Origin of the sequence: Achromobacter sp. NFACC18-2, assembly GCF_900108985.1 — a bacterium.
In the GTDB taxonomy this organism is placed as follows: Bacteria; Pseudomonadota; Gammaproteobacteria; order Burkholderiales; family Burkholderiaceae_B; genus Achromobacter.
The window spans coordinates 1-14,383 of record NZ_FNYM01000016.1; the positions used below are offsets into that span (position 1 = coordinate 1).

Here is a 14,383-nt window from a genome sequence, read left to right on the forward strand (position 1 = left end):
CGATGCTGGAGCGATTGTTGTGCAAGACGCCTGCCACGATCTCACCGTTGGCCCCGGCTACTTGCAACTCAAACTTGCCGACATCGACCCCAATAAAAATGATTGAAGTTTGCATGACAGCTCTCCCTGCGATACGTTAAGTCCGCTGGGGTAGCCACGCCTCGGGCGTTACCTTGCGATCAATCGGCGGTCTCGGCCGCTAGATTCCTTATCGACGCGTGAGGCGGGGTGGGATGCTCTCGTAGTGGCAGTCCGGGTGCAACCGGCTGATGGTTGAGGACGTCCCTTACCCCAGCGCCTTTCTTCTTCGAAAGACGCATCCGCACCATACAAGGTTGAGGATGGGGCAGTCCGGAGCGAAGGCTCCGGACCGCAACCGGAGCCCCGCCCGCCCCAGGCCCACGCCGCGCCGGGCGTCTAAAGAACCCAACTCACCCGCCCCAGGTCCCAGGTCCCAGGCCTCAAGCCTCAGCCCACCATCAGCCATGAACAGCCCCCCGCAGCATCGCCTCCCGAGCCCCCCGGTACTCCTGCGCCAACTGCTCCACCAACTCCCCCACAGCCAGGATCTCCTGCGCCGCGCCGACGCCCTGCCCAGCGCTCCACACATCCTTCCAGGCCTTCGGCCGCGAGTTCTTGTCCATGTTCGGCGGCGGCGCAACGCCGTTGGCCGCCAGCGCCACAGGGTCCAGCCCCGCGGACCGGATGCTCGCCGACAGATAGTTCGCCGGCACGCCGGAAAAATAGGGTGTATAGGTCACATCCGCAGCCTGCGCGGCCAGCACCATTTCGCGGTAGTCATCCCCCGCCAGCGACTCCTGCGTCGCAATGAACCGCGTGCCCATGTATGCAAAATCGCAGCCAAGGATCTGCGCCGCCAGAATATCCTTGCCGTGGCTGATGCAGCCTGACAACGCCAACGGCCCGTCATAGAACGCCCGGATTTCGTTCACCAGCGCGATCGGATTGATCTGCCCCGCATGGCCGCCCGCGCCGGCCGCCACCAGGATCAACCCATCGGCGCCGGCTTCCAGCGCCCGCTTCGCATGGCGCACGTTCGTGACGTCGTGATAGACCAGGCCGCCATAGGCGTGCGCCGCCTTCACCACGGCCTCCGGCGCGTGCAGCGACGTGATCAGCAGCGGCACCCGGCGTTCGGCGCAGATGGCCAGGTCGCCCTGCCAGCGCGGGTTGCTGGGGTGGATGATCAGGTTCACGCCGTAGGGCGCTACTGTCGCCGACGGGGCCTCGCGCCGCGCGTCAGCAAGGCCGTCCTCGATGCGCGTGATCCACTCGTGCAACTGCTCCTGTGGCCGGGCGTTCAGCGACGGAAACGTCCCGATGATGCCCGCCGCGCACTGCGCCACCACCAGTTGCGGCCCCGAGACCAGGAACATGGGGGCGCCGATCACAGGCAGGCGGATCTGGTCTCGCAATGCGGTCGGGGAATTCATCGTGATGCTCCGGAGTAGGTCAGTTGGCCTGGATATTGGCGGTCTGGATGACATCGGACCACAGGGCGTACTCGCGGTCGATGCGGGCCTGCAAGGCGGTGGAATCGCCCGTGTTGATCGTGTAGCCGCCCTCGGTCATCGCCTGGCGGAACGCGGGATCCCTGGACACCTCGGCCAACGCGCGCGTCAGGCGCGCCGTCACGGCGTCGGGCAGCTTCTTGGGGCCGACCAGCGCGTACCAGCCGACCACCTCGTAGTCCTTCATGCCCGCTTCCATCATGGTCGGCACGTCCGGCAATTCAGGATTGCGCGTCCTGGACGTCACCGCCAGCGCGCGCGCCTTGCCGCTCTTGATGAACGGGATCGCCGTGCTGGTGATGTCGAACATGAACGTCACCTTGCCGCTCACCACGTCCATCATGGCCGGCGAATTGCCGCGATAGGGAACGTGCAGCATTGGCGACTGGGTCTGCTTCTTGAGCAGCTCGGCCGACAGGTGATTCGACGCCCCGATCCCGGCCGACCCGAACGACACCGCGTCCGGATGCGCGCGGGCGTAGTCCACCAGTTCACCCACGTTCTTCGCCGGAATCTGCGGGCCGATCAGCAACACGTTCGCGTAATCCACGACCAGCCCGATCAGCGAAAAATCCTTGCGCGGATCAAACAGCGTGCTGCGCTGGACCTGTGGCGACATGGTCAGCGTCGGGCTGGCGGCAAAGCCCAGCAGGTAGCCGTCCGGCGTGGCCTTGGCGGTCGCGTCCGAGGCGATCATGCCGCTCGCGCCGGCCCGGTTCTCCACCACGACGGATTGTCCCAGCTTGTCGCCCAGGTACTTGGCGAAGACGCGGGCCGTCGTGTCCACCGGCCCCCCGGGCGCGTAGCCCACGAGCAGGCGGATGGGGCGGTCGGGATAGGTCTGCGCCTGGACGGCGCTGGCGCCGGCGAGGGCGGCCACGGCGGAGGCCGTGGCGATGAGGGTCTTGAGGTTCACGCTCTTGTCTCCTTGTGCATGGGGGCGGGTCGTGGAGCGGAACATCTGTCCGCGCCTACGCCAGCCTTTCTTTCAGCGGCTGCTTCAGGATCTTGCCGCTGACGGTGGTGGGAATCGTCTCGATGGGAATGATTTGCGCCGGCCGCTTGTACGGCGCAAGCTGGGCGCGCAGGTGCAGCATCAGCAGGTGGGTGTCGACCGTCGCGCCGGGCAGGGCCTCGACGAAGGCGATGACTTCTTCGTTGTGGTCGGCGGTGTCGCGGCCCACCACGGCGGACAGGCGCACGCCGGGAAAGGCGTTGATGACCGACTCGACCTCGATCGGGTAGACGTTGAAGCCCGAGCGGATGATCAGGTCCTTGGAGCGGCCCGATATGAAAAGCGCGCCGCTGTCGTCCACGTAGCCGATGTCGCCCGTGTTGAGCCAGCCGCCCGGCAGCAGCGCCAGCGCGGTCTGTTCCGGATTGCGGTAGTAGCCCAGCATCACGCCGGGACCGCGGATCAGGATGTCGCCGCGTTCGCCGGGGACCGTGGCCGCGTCCGGGCTGCCGATGCGCAGCTCGACGCCGTCCACCGCGTGGCCCGCCGAGCAGTCGTCGCGCGGCGCATCGATGTCGGTGATGAACATCGACCCCGCATATTCCGTGATCCCGTAGCCGTGGTGCATCGGCACGCCGAAATAGCGTTCGGCGTCGCGCTTCTGGGTCGGATCGAGCGCCGCGCCGCCGGTGTAGAGGTAGCGCAGGGCGGGCGCGCGCAGTTCCGCGCGGGGCGGCGCCGCCGCCATCAGGCGGCTGAACATCGTCGGCACACCCTGCAGGATGCTGACGCCGGGATGCGCCAGCGACTTGAACACGTCCTCCGGATCGAAGCGGCTGCGCAGCACCAGGCTGGCGCCCGCGTGCAGCGTGGCCATCAACACGGTCGCGATGCCGAAGATGTGCGACATGGGCAGCGCCGCGTAGCCGATATCCTGGGGCGTCAGGCGGCGCGAGGCGGCCGACACCCGCGCGAAATGCACCAGCCCCCGATGCGGCACCATCACGCCTTTCGGCGCGCCCGTGGTGCCGGACGTGTAGATCACGGTGGCGACTTCGCCGGCCAGTTCGCCGGTTTCCGGCTGCGTGGGCGCGGCCGCGCGCCAGAACTGCACGCCGGGGCCCCACGCGGCCGGGTCCGCCGCGATGGCGCCGGCGTCCGCGGCATGGGCGGCGGCGGCCGGCGACACCCCGTTGGTGTACAGCACCAGCTCGGGTTGCGCGTGCTGGCGGATGTTGTCGATCTCGCGGGCCGACAGGCGCGCGTTCACGCCCACCGGCCACGCGCCCGCCACGCCGCAGCCGAACAGCGCGGCGATCATGGCCGTGCAGTTCTCGCCCACCATCATCACGCGGTGGCCGGCCTGCACGCCTTGCGCGCGCAGCCAGTCCGCCGTGTCCTGCGCCCGCTGCCATAACTGGCCGTAGGTGAGCGTGCCGCCGCCTTCCTCGTAAAGGCAGATGGCGTCGGGCTGCCGGCGCGCCTGCTGCGCCAGGACGTGGTGGATGCGGGTGATGGGTTCTGCTTGGGACATGGGTGTTACGGTCGGATCAGAGTGTTGCCTGGGTGCCCAGGATGGCGGTCGATTGGCTGGACAGCGTACCGCCATTGCCATGCACCAGCGCCAACTGCGCATCCGCGACCTGCCGTTCGCCGCATTCGCCGCGCAACTGGCGCACCGCTTCGATCATGATGAACACCCCATACATGCCGGGATGCACGCAGCACAGGCCGCCGCCATTGGTGTTGACGGGCAGCCGCCCGCCTGGCGCGATGGCGCCGTCCGCGATGAACTCCTTGCTTTCCCCCTTGGCGCAGAAGCCCAGGTCTTCCAGGAACAGCAGCGTATTGATGGTGAAGGCGTCGTAGAGCTCGACGACGTCGATGTCCTTCGGCGTGACGCCGGCCATGTCATAGGCGCGGCGGCCGGATTCGGACGCCGCGGTCACGGTCAGGTCTTCCATGGAGGAGATCTGCCGGTTCCAGACCGCCGTGGCATTGCCCAGCACATAGACGGGCGGACGCGGCAGGTCGCGCGCCCGGTCGGCGCGCACCAGCACGTAGGCGCCCGCGCCATCGGTGACCAGGCAGCAGTCGCGCACGCTCAAGGGATCGGACACCATGCGCGCGGACAGGATCTGCTCCAGCGTCGTCGGCTCGCGCAACTGCGCCTCGGGATTGAGCCGGGCCCATTGGTTGGCCGCCAGCGCCACCCGCGCCAGGTCTTCGCGGCGGGTGCCGTACTGGTGCATGTGGCGGGCCGCCGCCAGGGCATACGAGGACAGCGGGCTCAGCGGGTCGTAGGGCGTTTCATAGGGTTGTGGATCGAACTGCTTGCGCACGCGGCCGATCTCGGCGCGGCTCAGCGTGGACGTGCGCTGCGTGCTGCCATAGCAGACCAGCACCGCATTGCACTGGCCCGACGCCAGCGCGTGCAGGGCGGGCATCAGGTGCGCCACGAAGCTGGAGCCGCCCAGCATGGTGCTGTCGATAAAGGTGGGGCGGATGCCCAGGTGTTCGATCACCGGCATGGCCCACATCGGCGCGGCCACGCTGGCGGTGCAGATGCCGTCGATGTCGCGCATCGACAGGCCCGCGTCCGCCACGGCGCGCTGCGCCGCCTGGACCAGGATTTCCATTTCGGTGTAGCCCGCGGCCTGTCCCAGGCCGGCATGGCCCACGCCGGCCACGGCCACGGCGCCGCGCAGATCCTTCAGCGTCATGGCGCCTCCTTGTTGGGGATGAAAACGACCAGCCCGCGCCCTTCCTGCTGGACCACCTGCGCGCGCACCGCCATGCCGATCCGGACCGCGTCCGGCGCCACGCCGTCGACGCGGCTCATGAGCCTGACGCCCTCGTGCAGGTCGATCAGCGCCACGTTGTAGTCGCCGCCCGCCTCGGGCTTGCGCCGCACCACGGTCGTGGAATAGACGGTGCCGCGTCCGTCGGGCGTTGCCCAGGCGAGTTTGTCCGCGCCGCAATGGGGGCAGATCATGCGGGGATAGAACACGGCGCGGTCGCAGCCGGCGCAGCGCTGGATGAGAAAGCGGCCGTCGTCGAGCGCCTGGCGGTACTGCGCCTCGACGCCTTGCGACACGCTATCCGTCTGATCGGGAGCAGTCATGGTGCGTTGAATTTCCGGTGATGACGGGTTGAATCGGAACAGGCCCCTAGTGTCGGCACTGCGGCCCCGCTTCGGCCATTCTTCATTGCTGAAGCAGGACTTTTGCCAATCCGTAGTGGGCCGCGCGCCCTACACGCAGCGCGAAGCCCGTCTTCGGGAGAGGCAGATTGTCCGGCCGTGCGGGCCGTGGCTAGATACCGGGCAAAGGAGGTGGACCATGAACCTGACCTGGACGCCGCAAGAGCGCCAATTCCGCGAAGACGTGCGCGCCTTCGCCGCCGCCAAGCTGCCGGACGACATCCGCGGCAAGGTGCTGCGGCACCAGCGGCTGGAACGCGACGATTACGTGCGCTGGCACAACATCCTGGCCGATCAGGGCTGGGGCGCGCCCAACTGGCCCGTCGAGCACGGCGGCACGGGCTGGAACGCGCTGCAGCGCCTGATCTTCGAGGTGGAATGCTTCAAGGCCGGCGCGCCGCGGCTGCTGCCGTTCGGCCTGTCCATGATCGGCCCCGTGCTGATGAAATACGGCAGCGCCGACCAGAAGGCCCGCCTGCTGCCGCGCATGATCCGCGTGGAGGACTGGTGGTGCCAGGGCTATTCCGAGCCGGGCTCGGGGTCCGATCTGGCGTCCCTGAAGACGCGGGCCGTGCGCGACGGCGACGATTACGTCGTCAACGGCCAGAAGACCTGGACCACGCTCGCCCAGTACGCCGACTGGATGTTCTGCCTGGTGCGCACCGATCCCGAGGCGCGCGCCCAGCGCGGCATCTCGATGCTGCTGCTGGACATGCGCTCGCCCGGCGTCACCGTGCGCCCCATCCGCACGCTCGACGGCGGCCATGACGTCAACGAAGTCTGGCTCGAAGACGTGCGCGTGCCGGCGGCCAACCTCGTGGGCGAAGAGAACCAGGGCTGGACCTACGCCAAATACCTGCTGGGCCACGAGCGCACCGGCATCGCGGGCCTGGGCCACTGCCACCGCGAGCTGGGCATCCTGAAGGACATGGCGGCGCGCGCGCAGTCGCGCGGCAGGCCGCTGCTGCAAGACAGCCGGATGCGCGACCGCATCTCGCGCATCGAGGTCGACATCATGGCGCTGGAGATGCTGCTGCTGCGCGTGGCGGCCAGCAACGACGGCACGCCGGGGCCGGAGGCCTCGGTGCTCAAGATCCGCGGCTCGGAAATCCAGCAGGATCTGGCCATGCTGCAGATGGAGGTCGCGGGTCCGGATTGCTGGCCCTACGACCCCGACTGGATGCGGGCGGACGCCGACGATCACGGCCCGGGGCCCGAGATGGCCGCGGCGGCGGGCGCCGGCTATGCCGATATGCGCAAGACCTCGATCTACGGCGGCACGACCGAAGTGCAGAAGGGCATCATCGCCCGGCTGGTGCTGGGCGTATAGCGCACAGGCGCCGCCGCAACCCGACAGGAACACGACGCATGGATTTCATCTACACCGAAGAACAGCGCATGCTGGCCGACAGCCTGCGCCGCCTGGTAGACCAGGCATGGACCTTTCCCCAGCGCCGCGCCCGGCAAGCCGCGGGCGCGCTGGACCGGCAGGCCTGGAATGCGCTGGCCGAGCTGGGCGTGCTGGGCCTGAATATTTCGCAGGACCACGGCGGCTTCGGCGAAGTGCCCGCGAGCCTGCTGCCCGTGCATGTCGTGCTGGGCCGCGCGCTGGTCTCCGAGCCGGTCATCCCCAGCGCCGTGATGGGCGCCGCGCTCATCGACGCCTGCGGCGATGCGGCGCGCGGGCGCTGGCTGCCGGCCATCGCCTCGGGCGAGGCCATCGTCAGCGTGGCCTGGCAGGAGCCGGGTCGCCGCTACGCGGCCGAGCCGGTGGACTGCCGCGCCGCCCGCACCGCCGAAGGCTGGCGGCTGGACGGCGCCAAGCACCTGGTGTGGCACGGCGCGGCAGCGGATGCCTGGTTCATCAGCGCGCGCGGCGACGACGGCAAGACCGTCCTGCTGGCGGTGCCGGCCGATGCCGCCGGGGTGCGCGTTACGGACACGCCCACGCTGGACGGCGCGCGCTGCGCGCGGCTGGACCTGGACGCGGTGGGCGTGCCCCAGGACGCGCTGCTGGCGCAGGGCGAGGCCGCCGACCACGCGCTGGCCCAGGCCCTGCAGTGGGGCACGGCCGCGCTGTGCGCGCATGCGGCGGGCGCCATGGAGCGCCTGCTGGAGATCACGGTCGACTATCTGAAGACCCGCAAGCAGTTCGGCCAGCCGCTGGCCGCGTTCCAGGCATTGCAGCACCGCCTGGCCGAGATGCTGGTGGCCAAGGAGCTGGCGCTGTCGATGGCGTACGTGGCGGTGGCGGCGCTGACCGAACCCGACGCCGCGCAGCGGCGCCGCATGATCGCATCGGCCAAGCTGGAGGCCGCGCGCGCCGGGCGGCTGGTGGCGCAACTGGCCGTGCAATTGCACGGGGGCATGGGCATGACGGACGAACTGGAAGTCGGCGACTACTTCAAGCGCCTGACGGTCGTGGACCTGTTGATGGGCGACAGCGCCGAGCAACTGGCCGTCCTGGAGGAACTGGCATGAACGCGCAGACACCTGAATTCACGCAGATCCGCTTCACGCTTGAGCGCGGCGTAGGCGTCATCACGCTCAACCGCCCCGAGCGCATGAACAGTTTCACCGAGATCATGCACGGCGAGCTGGCGCGGGCGCTGGACGTGCTGGAAGGCCACCAGGGCCTGCGCGGCCTGGTGATCACGGGCGCCGGCCGCGGCTTCTGCGCCGGGCAGGACCTGGGCGAGCGCAAGCCTGCCGAGGACGGCTCGCGCCGCGACCTGAGCCTCATTCTGGAAAAGTGCTATCGGCCCCTCATCAACCGTCTGCGCGCCCTGCCGGTGCCGGTGGTGTGTGTGATGAACGGCGTGGCGGCGGGCGCGGGCGCCAGCCTGGTGCTGGCCTGCGACGTGGTCTTTGCCGTGGAGTCGGCGCGTTTCGTGCAGGCGTTCAGCAAGATCGGCCTCTTGCCCGATGCCGGCGGAACGTGGTTCCTGCCCCGGCTGGTGGGATCGGCACGCGCGATGGGCGCGGCGCTCTTCGGCGAATCGGTGTCGGCGGCGCAGGCCGAATCCTGGGGTCTCATCTGGCGGGTCGTGCCCGACGCGGCGCTGGCCGACACGATCGGGCAGGTGACCGACACGCTGGCCGCCGGCCCCACGCGCGCCTACGCGGCCACCAAGGCGGCGCTGCAGGCGTCCAGCGGCAACACGCTGGCGCAGCAGTTCGACCTGGAATGCCGCTTGCAGCGCGAGCTGGGCTACACCGACGACTACCTGGAAGGCATGCGCGCCTTTGCGGAAAAGCGTCCGCCGGCGTTCAAGGGAAAGTGAGGCGCGGCGGACTCAGGGCGCGGCCGGCGACTGGATCTGTTCGATGAGTTCGCGCGCGCAACCGGGCAGGGCGTCGATGTCCCGCACCAGCAGCTTGCGTTCGCGCACCACCCACGGCTCGTCCAGTTCGACGACGCGCAGCGCGGTGTCCGCCCCATAGCGGCGCGCGGCCGAATCGGGAATGACGCCGATGCCCACGCCCGCCTGCACCATGCGGCAGATCGAGTCGAAGCTGTAGAGCTGGATGCGCTGCGGCAGGCGCTGCCCGACGCGTTCGAGCTGGTCGCGCAGAAAGGCCACCAGCGTCGAGCCTTCGTGCATGGTGATGAACGGATAGCGCACCGCGTCCGCGAGCTTGACCTTGTCCTGGTCCTGCAGCGGATGGCCGTTGGGCACTACCAGGACCAGCCGGTCGGTGCTGAAGTGGATGGCCTGCAATTCGGGCGCGTCCACCGGCCCGGCGACGATGCCCAGGTCGGTGGTGCCGTCCAGCACGCCGCGCACGATGTCGCGCGTCAGGCGTTCCTGCAGGTCCACCGTGACGCCGGGATGGCCCGACAGGAATTGCGCCAGGATGTCCGGCATAAACTCGGTCACGGCCGTGGTGTTGGCGAAGATGCGGATGTGGCCCGCGTCGCCATCCGCCTGTTCCTGGAAGTCGTGCTTCAGGTGATCCACCTGCCGCATGATGACCCGCGCGTGCTGCAGCAGTTTCTGGCCCGCGGGCGTGATTTCCACGCCGCGGCTGTCGCGATACAGCAGGCGCGTGTTGAGCTGGTTTTCCAGCGCCTTGATCCGCACGCTGACCGCGGCCAGGGACAGGTGCGCCCGCTTGGCCGCCTGGGTCAGGCTGGGGGATTCGGCGATGTGGATGAACAGACGGAGATCGGCTAGGTCGAAGTGCATGGCCCATATATTACGGCGCGCCGACGCGCCACGGGCTACTGGCGATACGAGGGTGGCGACCGGCCGCCGGTCGCGGCGTGGATGGCCGATTCAGGCGCAGCAAACCCCGCCTTGAGGAAAAACGAATTCACAGGGGCGATGGCTTGCGGGCATGCTTCAGGCTGTGAAAACTCCACCAAAGGGACTCGGCATGACATCTACAGATCCGGCCGCATGGGTCGGCAGCGGCGAGCGCAAGGCGGACGCCATGGATCCCGGCCACGCCGCGCGCATCGCCGCCACGCTGGGCGGGCCCGTGCCGGGCCAGGGGGACGACCTGCCGCCGCTGTGGCAATGGGCGTTCTTCATTTCCACGGTGGGCATGGACGGTTTGGGGACGGATGGCCATCCCTCGCGCGGCGGCTTTCTGCCGCCCGCCCAGGACCGCAACCGCATGTGGGCGGGCGGCCGGGTCGAATTCCGCCAGCCCCTCAAGGTCGGCGTGCCGGCCGAGCGCGTGTCCACGGTGGCCGAGGTCAAGGAAAAGACGGGCCGCACCGGTTCCCTGCTGTTCGTCACCGTGCGGCATGAGTACGTGCAGTCGGGCGAAGTGGCCATCCTCGAAGAGCAGGACATCGTGTATCGCCAGCCGACGCCGCCCAAGCTGACGGGCAGCGAGCCCGCGCCGCGGGCCGAATGGAGCGATACCGTCCATCCGACCCCGGTCCTGCTGTTCCGCTATTCGGCCGTCACGTTCAACGGCCATCGCATCCACTACGACCATCCCTACGTCACCGGCGTCGAGGGCTATCCCGGCCTGGTCGTGCACGGTCCGCTCATCGCCACCGAGATGGTCGCCGCCTTCGTGCGCGCCCATCCCGGGGCCCGCCTCACGCATCTGTCCTACCGCGGCTTGCGCCCGCTGATTTCACCCGCGCCCTTCCAGGTTGCCGGCCGCTTGTCCGAGCCGGGCGTCGCCCAGCTCTGGGCCGAGCAGGACGGCACGCTGGCCCACCAAGCCGAACTGAGGTTCACCGAATGAACACGCAGGCCTCCCGACCGCTGGACGGCATCACCGTTGTCAGCCTGGAACACGCCATCGCCGCGCCTTTCTGCACCCGCCAGCTGGCGGACATGGGCGCGCGCGTCATCAAGATCGAACGCCCGGGCAGCGGCGACTTCGCCCGCGGCTACGACGAACGCGTGCGGGGGCTGTCCTCGCACTTCGTCTGGACCAACCGCAGCAAGGAAAGCCTGACGCTGGACCTCAAGCGCGACGAGGCCGCCGGCATCATGGGCCGCCTGCTGGAATCGGCCGACGTGCTGGTGCAGAACCTGGCCCCCGGCGCCGCGGCGCGGCTGGGCCTGTCGTTCGAGGCGCTGCACGCGAAGTACCCTCGCCTGATCGTCTGCGACATCTCGGGCTACGGCGAGGGCGGTCCCTACCAGGACAAGAAGGCCTATGACCTGCTGATCCAGAGCGAAAGCGGCTTTCTGTCGGTGACCGGCACGAAGGACGATCCGGTCAAGGCGGGCTGCTCGATCGCGGACATCGCCGCGGGCATGTACGCCTATTCGGCCATCCTCAATGCCCTGCTGCTGCGCCAGCGCACGGGCCTGGGCAGCCGCCTGGACGTGTCCATGCTGGAAAGCATGGTCGAATGGATGGGCTTTCCCATGTACTACGCCTTCGACGGCGCGGCCCCGCCCGTTCGCGCCGGCGCGGCCCATGCGTCCATCTATCCCTACGGGCCGTTTCCCGTGGGCGGCGGCTCGACCATCATGCTGGGCCTGCAGAACGAGCGCGAATGGCGCGTCTTCTGCGCCCAGGTGCTGCGCCAGGCCGAGCTGGCCGAGGATCCGCGCTTCATCTCGAATTCGCTGCGCACGGCCAATCGCGAGGCCCTGCGCGCGCTGATCGTTGCCGCGTTCGCCGACCTGTCCATCGAGCAGGTGACGCAGCGCCTGGAGGACGCGCAGATCGCCAATGCCCGCGTCAACGACATGGCGGGCGTGTGGGCGCATCCGCAGTTGCAGGCGCGCCAGCGCTGGAGCGAAGTGGACAGCCCCGCCGGCGCGCTGCCGGCGCTGCTGCCGCCCGCCAGCAGCAGCGCGTTCGCGCCGCGCATGGGGGCGGTGCCCGCGGTGGGCCAAAATACCGATGCGGTGCTAGCATCACTGGGATACGCGCCGGAACAGGTGGCGCAGTTCCATGCCTCGGAGGTCGTGTGATGCATCCCGTCGTACGTAGCGCGCTGTTCGTGCCGGCCTCGCGGCCCGAGCGCATCCCCAAAGCGCTGGCCGCCGGCGCGGACGCCGTGATCGTGGACCTGGAAGACGCCGTGGAGCACCTGGCCAAGGCGTCGGCCCGCGAAGCCCTGTGCGATTTCTTGAGCCTCAATCCCCAGGCGCGGCTCTGGGTGCGCATCAACGACGCGTCGACCTCCTGGCATGACGACGACCTGAAGGCCTGCCGCGGCCGGGCCAACGTGGCCGGGATCCTGCTGCCCAAGGCCGAAGGCATGATGCAGGTGCGGCATGCGGCGCAGGCCGGCTGTCCGGTGATCCCCATTCTTGAAACGGCGCAGGGCATCCTCAATGCCGGCGAAATCGCCGCGACGCCGGGCGTGGCGCGGCTGGCGTTCGGCAGCCTGGATTACGGCCTGGACCTGGGCCTGACGCCCGACACCCCGGGCGCCGACACGGTGCTGGACCAGGCCCGGGTGCAGGTGTTGCTGCATACCCGCGCCGCGGGTCTTGCGCCCGCGCTGGACGGCGTCTTTCCCGGCGTGCAGGACCTGGCGGGGCTCGCGGCCGCCGCCGGCCGCGCGCAGCAGATGGGTTTTGGCGGCATGCTGTGCATCCACCCGACGCAGGTGCCGGTCATCCATGCCGCCTTCGTGCCGGCGCAACAGGAACTCGAATGGGCGCGGCGCGTCGTCGCCGCCCATCGCGACACGGCCGCGGGCACGTTCATGCTGGACGGCAAGATGGTCGACGCGCCCGTCATCGCGCGGGCCCGGCTGGTGCTGGCGCAGGCGGGCGAATCCGCGCGCGCCTGACGCGCCCGGCGCAGCCAGACTCCTCACACTGCTTCCTGACAAGGCGGGCCCATGGGCGAGGCGCTTTTCATCGGACATACCTATATCGACGTCACCGTGCTGGCTGACGAGTGGCCCACGGGCGACCAGAAGCGCGTGGCGCGGGATTACGCCGTGTCCTTCGGCGGCAACGCGGTCACGGCCGCATTCGCCTGCGCGCGGCTGGGATGCCCGCCCGACCTGATCTGCACGCTGGCGCCCGACTGGCTGGGCCACATGTACGCCGACATGGCCGCCGCGCACGGGGTCACGCTGCATGCGCGCCAGGTGCGCCGTTCCTCGCTGTCGTTCATCATGCCCAAGGACGGCAAGCGCGCCATCCTGCGCGCGCGCGATGCCGACTACCTGAACGATTTTCCCCGGCTGGACATCGGCCGCTACCGCGTCCTTCACCTGGACGGCCATCAGCCCGACGCTGCCCTGCATTACGCGCGCGCGTGCCGCCAGGCCGGCGTGCTCACCTCGCTGGACGGCGGCGGCGTGCGCGAGAACACCGACGAGCTGCTGCGATATATCGACGTGGCGGTGTGCGCCGAGCGCATGTGCGAGCAGCTTGGCCTGTCGCCCGAGGGGCTGCTGGACCTGCTCAAGGCGCGCGGCTGCCGCATCGGCGCGGTGACGATGGGCGAGCGGGGGATGCTCTGGTACGACGAGACGGGGCGGGTCGACACGCTGCCTTCGCTGGACGTCCCGGCGTCGCGCATCATCGATACCTCGGGCGCCGGCGACGTGTTTCACGGCGCTTATGTGTGGTCCTACCTGACGCGGCCGGAGCAGCCGTGGATCGAACACTTCACGTTCGCGCGCGCCGCGTCGGCGCACAAGATCCAGCATCTGGGCAATGAGGCGGGGCTGCCCCAGGTGGAAGACGTCGAACGCGCCATGATGGCGTTCACGCCCAAGGGATGATGCGCGGGTCCGGCGCCGGTCTGATCAGCCGGCGAGCCGTTCGATCGGCTGGTCGTGGATGGCGTCGATCCACGCGTCGACCGGCTTGCCCGATACCAGCATGCCGGGCGCGAGGTCGCGCAGGGGCAACAGCACGAACGCGCGCAGATGCAGGCGGGGATGCGGCAGGATGAGCCGCTCGTGGTCCAGCCGCGTGTCGCCGTACAGCAGCAGGTCCAGGTCCAGCGTGCGGGGGGCGTTGCGATAGGGGCGCTGGCGCCCGTGCTGGTTCTCCAGCGCCTGCAGGACGTCCAGCAGGTCCAGCGGCGCAAGCGCGGTATCCACGGCGGCCACGGCGTTGACGAAGTCCGGGCCGGCGGCGTCCACCGGCGCGCTGCGGTAGAACGGCGATGCGGTCACCGCGTTGATGCCGGGCGTCGCCTGCAGTTGCGCCAGGACCTGGCGCAGCGTGGCCGCGCTGTCGCCCAGGTTGGCCCCCAGGCCGACATATGCGCGCACGGTCGGCTGCGGCACGG

At 69.4% G+C, this 14,383-nt stretch carries 14 protein-coding genes; 7 read left to right on the top strand and 7 right to left on the bottom strand.

All coding sequences use genetic code 11. The annotated features are described in order from the left end of the window. Positions 1 to 479: 479 nt before the first annotated feature. From BMW75_RS21965 to BMW75_RS21985, 5 genes are read right to left on the bottom strand one after another with little or no spacing between them, the layout of a single operon-like run. Positions 480 to 1,454: an NAD(P)H-dependent flavin oxidoreductase gene (locus BMW75_RS21965; protein ID WP_092581861.1), complete on the bottom strand. Its 975-nt coding sequence runs from the start codon at positions 1,452 to 1,454 to the stop codon at positions 480 to 482. A gap of 19 nt (positions 1,455 to 1,473) precedes the next feature. Then, entirely contained in the window at positions 1,474 to 2,448 is a 975-nt protein-coding gene (locus BMW75_RS21970; RefSeq protein WP_092581862.1) for a Bug family tripartite tricarboxylate transporter substrate binding protein, read from the bottom strand. A gap of 55 nt (positions 2,449 to 2,503) precedes the next feature. Then, positions 2,504 to 4,021 (bottom strand): class I adenylate-forming enzyme family protein, encoded by a 1,518-nt coding sequence (locus BMW75_RS21975; RefSeq protein WP_092581863.1) that lies wholly within the window; start codon positions 4,019 to 4,021, stop codon positions 2,504 to 2,506. Positions 4,022 to 4,037: 16 nt separating this feature from the next. Further along, on the bottom strand, positions 4,038 to 5,210 hold the full coding sequence (locus BMW75_RS21980) for a thiolase (protein WP_092581864.1): 1,173 nt from the start codon (positions 5,208 to 5,210) through the stop codon (positions 4,038 to 4,040). Next, positions 5,207 to 5,611 (bottom strand): Zn-ribbon domain-containing OB-fold protein, encoded by a 405-nt coding sequence (locus BMW75_RS21985; RefSeq protein WP_092581865.1) that lies wholly within the window; start codon positions 5,609 to 5,611, stop codon positions 5,207 to 5,209. Before BMW75_RS21985 ends, BMW75_RS21980 begins: the two co-directional genes overlap by 4 nt. Positions 5,612 to 5,828: 217 nt before the next feature. Here BMW75_RS21985 and BMW75_RS21990 point away from each other — a divergent pair, with 217 nt between their 5' ends. From BMW75_RS21990 to paaG, 3 genes are read left to right on the top strand one after another with little or no spacing between them, the layout of a single operon-like run. Then, positions 5,829 to 7,019, top strand: coding sequence for an acyl-CoA dehydrogenase family protein (locus tag BMW75_RS21990; RefSeq protein WP_092581866.1), 1,191 nt, complete (start codon positions 5,829 to 5,831; stop codon positions 7,017 to 7,019). Between the two features lie 38 nt (positions 7,020 to 7,057). Next, positions 7,058 to 8,170, top strand: a complete 1,113-nt coding sequence (locus BMW75_RS21995; RefSeq protein ID WP_092581867.1) for an acyl-CoA dehydrogenase family protein — start codon at positions 7,058 to 7,060, stop codon at positions 8,168 to 8,170. Then, complete coding sequence (gene paaG, locus BMW75_RS22000; RefSeq protein WP_092581868.1) at positions 8,167 to 8,973, top strand: 2-(1,2-epoxy-1,2-dihydrophenyl)acetyl-CoA isomerase PaaG; 807 nt, start codon at positions 8,167 to 8,169, stop codon at positions 8,971 to 8,973. Before BMW75_RS21995 ends, paaG begins: the two co-directional genes overlap by 4 nt. A gap of 12 nt (positions 8,974 to 8,985) precedes the next feature. On the opposite strand, the gene BMW75_RS22005 is transcribed toward paaG, so the two are convergent. Next, positions 8,986 to 9,879: a LysR family transcriptional regulator gene (locus BMW75_RS22005; protein WP_092581869.1), complete on the bottom strand. Its 894-nt coding sequence runs from the start codon at positions 9,877 to 9,879 to the stop codon at positions 8,986 to 8,988. Positions 9,880 to 10,069: 190 nt separating this feature from the next. Here BMW75_RS22005 and BMW75_RS22010 point away from each other — a divergent pair, with 190 nt between their 5' ends. Genes BMW75_RS22010 through BMW75_RS22025 form a run of 4 tightly spaced genes read left to right on the top strand, consistent with a single transcriptional unit; the run spans position 10,070 to position 13,868 of the window. Continuing rightward, on the top strand, positions 10,070 to 10,900 hold the full coding sequence (locus tag BMW75_RS22010) for an HTD2 family dehydratase (protein WP_092581870.1): 831 nt from the start codon (positions 10,070 to 10,072) through the stop codon (positions 10,898 to 10,900). Then, complete coding sequence (locus BMW75_RS22015) at positions 10,897 to 12,090, top strand: CaiB/BaiF CoA transferase family protein (RefSeq protein ID WP_092581871.1); 1,194 nt, start codon at positions 10,897 to 10,899, stop codon at positions 12,088 to 12,090. Before BMW75_RS22010 ends, BMW75_RS22015 begins: the two co-directional genes overlap by 4 nt. Further along, entirely contained in the window at positions 12,087 to 12,920 is an 834-nt protein-coding gene (locus BMW75_RS22020) for an HpcH/HpaI aldolase/citrate lyase family protein (RefSeq protein ID WP_092581872.1), read from the top strand. Before BMW75_RS22015 ends, BMW75_RS22020 begins: the two co-directional genes overlap by 4 nt. A gap of 51 nt (positions 12,921 to 12,971) precedes the next feature. Continuing rightward, positions 12,972 to 13,868, top strand: a complete 897-nt coding sequence (locus BMW75_RS22025; protein ID WP_092581873.1) for a sugar kinase — start codon at positions 12,972 to 12,974, stop codon at positions 13,866 to 13,868. Positions 13,869 to 13,892: 24 nt separating this feature from the next. Here BMW75_RS22025 and BMW75_RS22030 read toward each other — a convergent pair whose 3' ends face one another. Further along, on the bottom strand, positions 13,893 to 14,381 hold the full coding sequence (locus BMW75_RS22030) for a 2-amino-4-hydroxy-6-hydroxymethyldihydropteridine diphosphokinase (protein ID WP_254792101.1): 489 nt from the start codon (positions 14,379 to 14,381) through the stop codon (positions 13,893 to 13,895). Between the last annotated feature and the right edge of the window lie 2 nt (positions 14,382 to 14,383).

Coding starts and splice junctions, on each gene's coding strand:
- BMW75_RS21965 (WP_092581861.1), bottom strand. CDS start 1,454: ATGAATTCCCCGACCGCATTGCGAGACCAGATCCGCCTGCCTGTGATC.
- BMW75_RS21975 (WP_092581863.1), bottom strand. CDS start 4,021: ATGTCCCAAGCAGAACCCATCACCCGCATCCACCACGTCCTGGCGCAG.
- BMW75_RS21980 (WP_092581864.1), bottom strand. CDS start 5,210: ATGACGCTGAAGGATCTGCGCGGCGCCGTGGCCGTGGCCGGCGTGGGC.
- BMW75_RS21985 (WP_092581865.1), bottom strand. CDS start 5,611: ATGACTGCTCCCGATCAGACGGATAGCGTGTCGCAAGGCGTCGAGGCG.
- BMW75_RS21990 (WP_092581866.1), top strand. CDS start 5,829: ATGAACCTGACCTGGACGCCGCAAGAGCGCCAATTCCGCGAAGACGTG.
- BMW75_RS21995 (WP_092581867.1), top strand. CDS start 7,058: ATGGATTTCATCTACACCGAAGAACAGCGCATGCTGGCCGACAGCCTG.
- paaG (WP_092581868.1), top strand. CDS start 8,167: ATGAACGCGCAGACACCTGAATTCACGCAGATCCGCTTCACGCTTGAG.
- BMW75_RS22005 (WP_092581869.1), bottom strand. CDS start 9,879: ATGCACTTCGACCTAGCCGATCTCCGTCTGTTCATCCACATCGCCGAA.
- BMW75_RS22010 (WP_092581870.1), top strand. CDS start 10,070: ATGACATCTACAGATCCGGCCGCATGGGTCGGCAGCGGCGAGCGCAAG.
- BMW75_RS22015 (WP_092581871.1), top strand. CDS start 10,897: ATGAACACGCAGGCCTCCCGACCGCTGGACGGCATCACCGTTGTCAGC.
- BMW75_RS22025 (WP_092581873.1), top strand. CDS start 12,972: ATGGGCGAGGCGCTTTTCATCGGACATACCTATATCGACGTCACCGTG.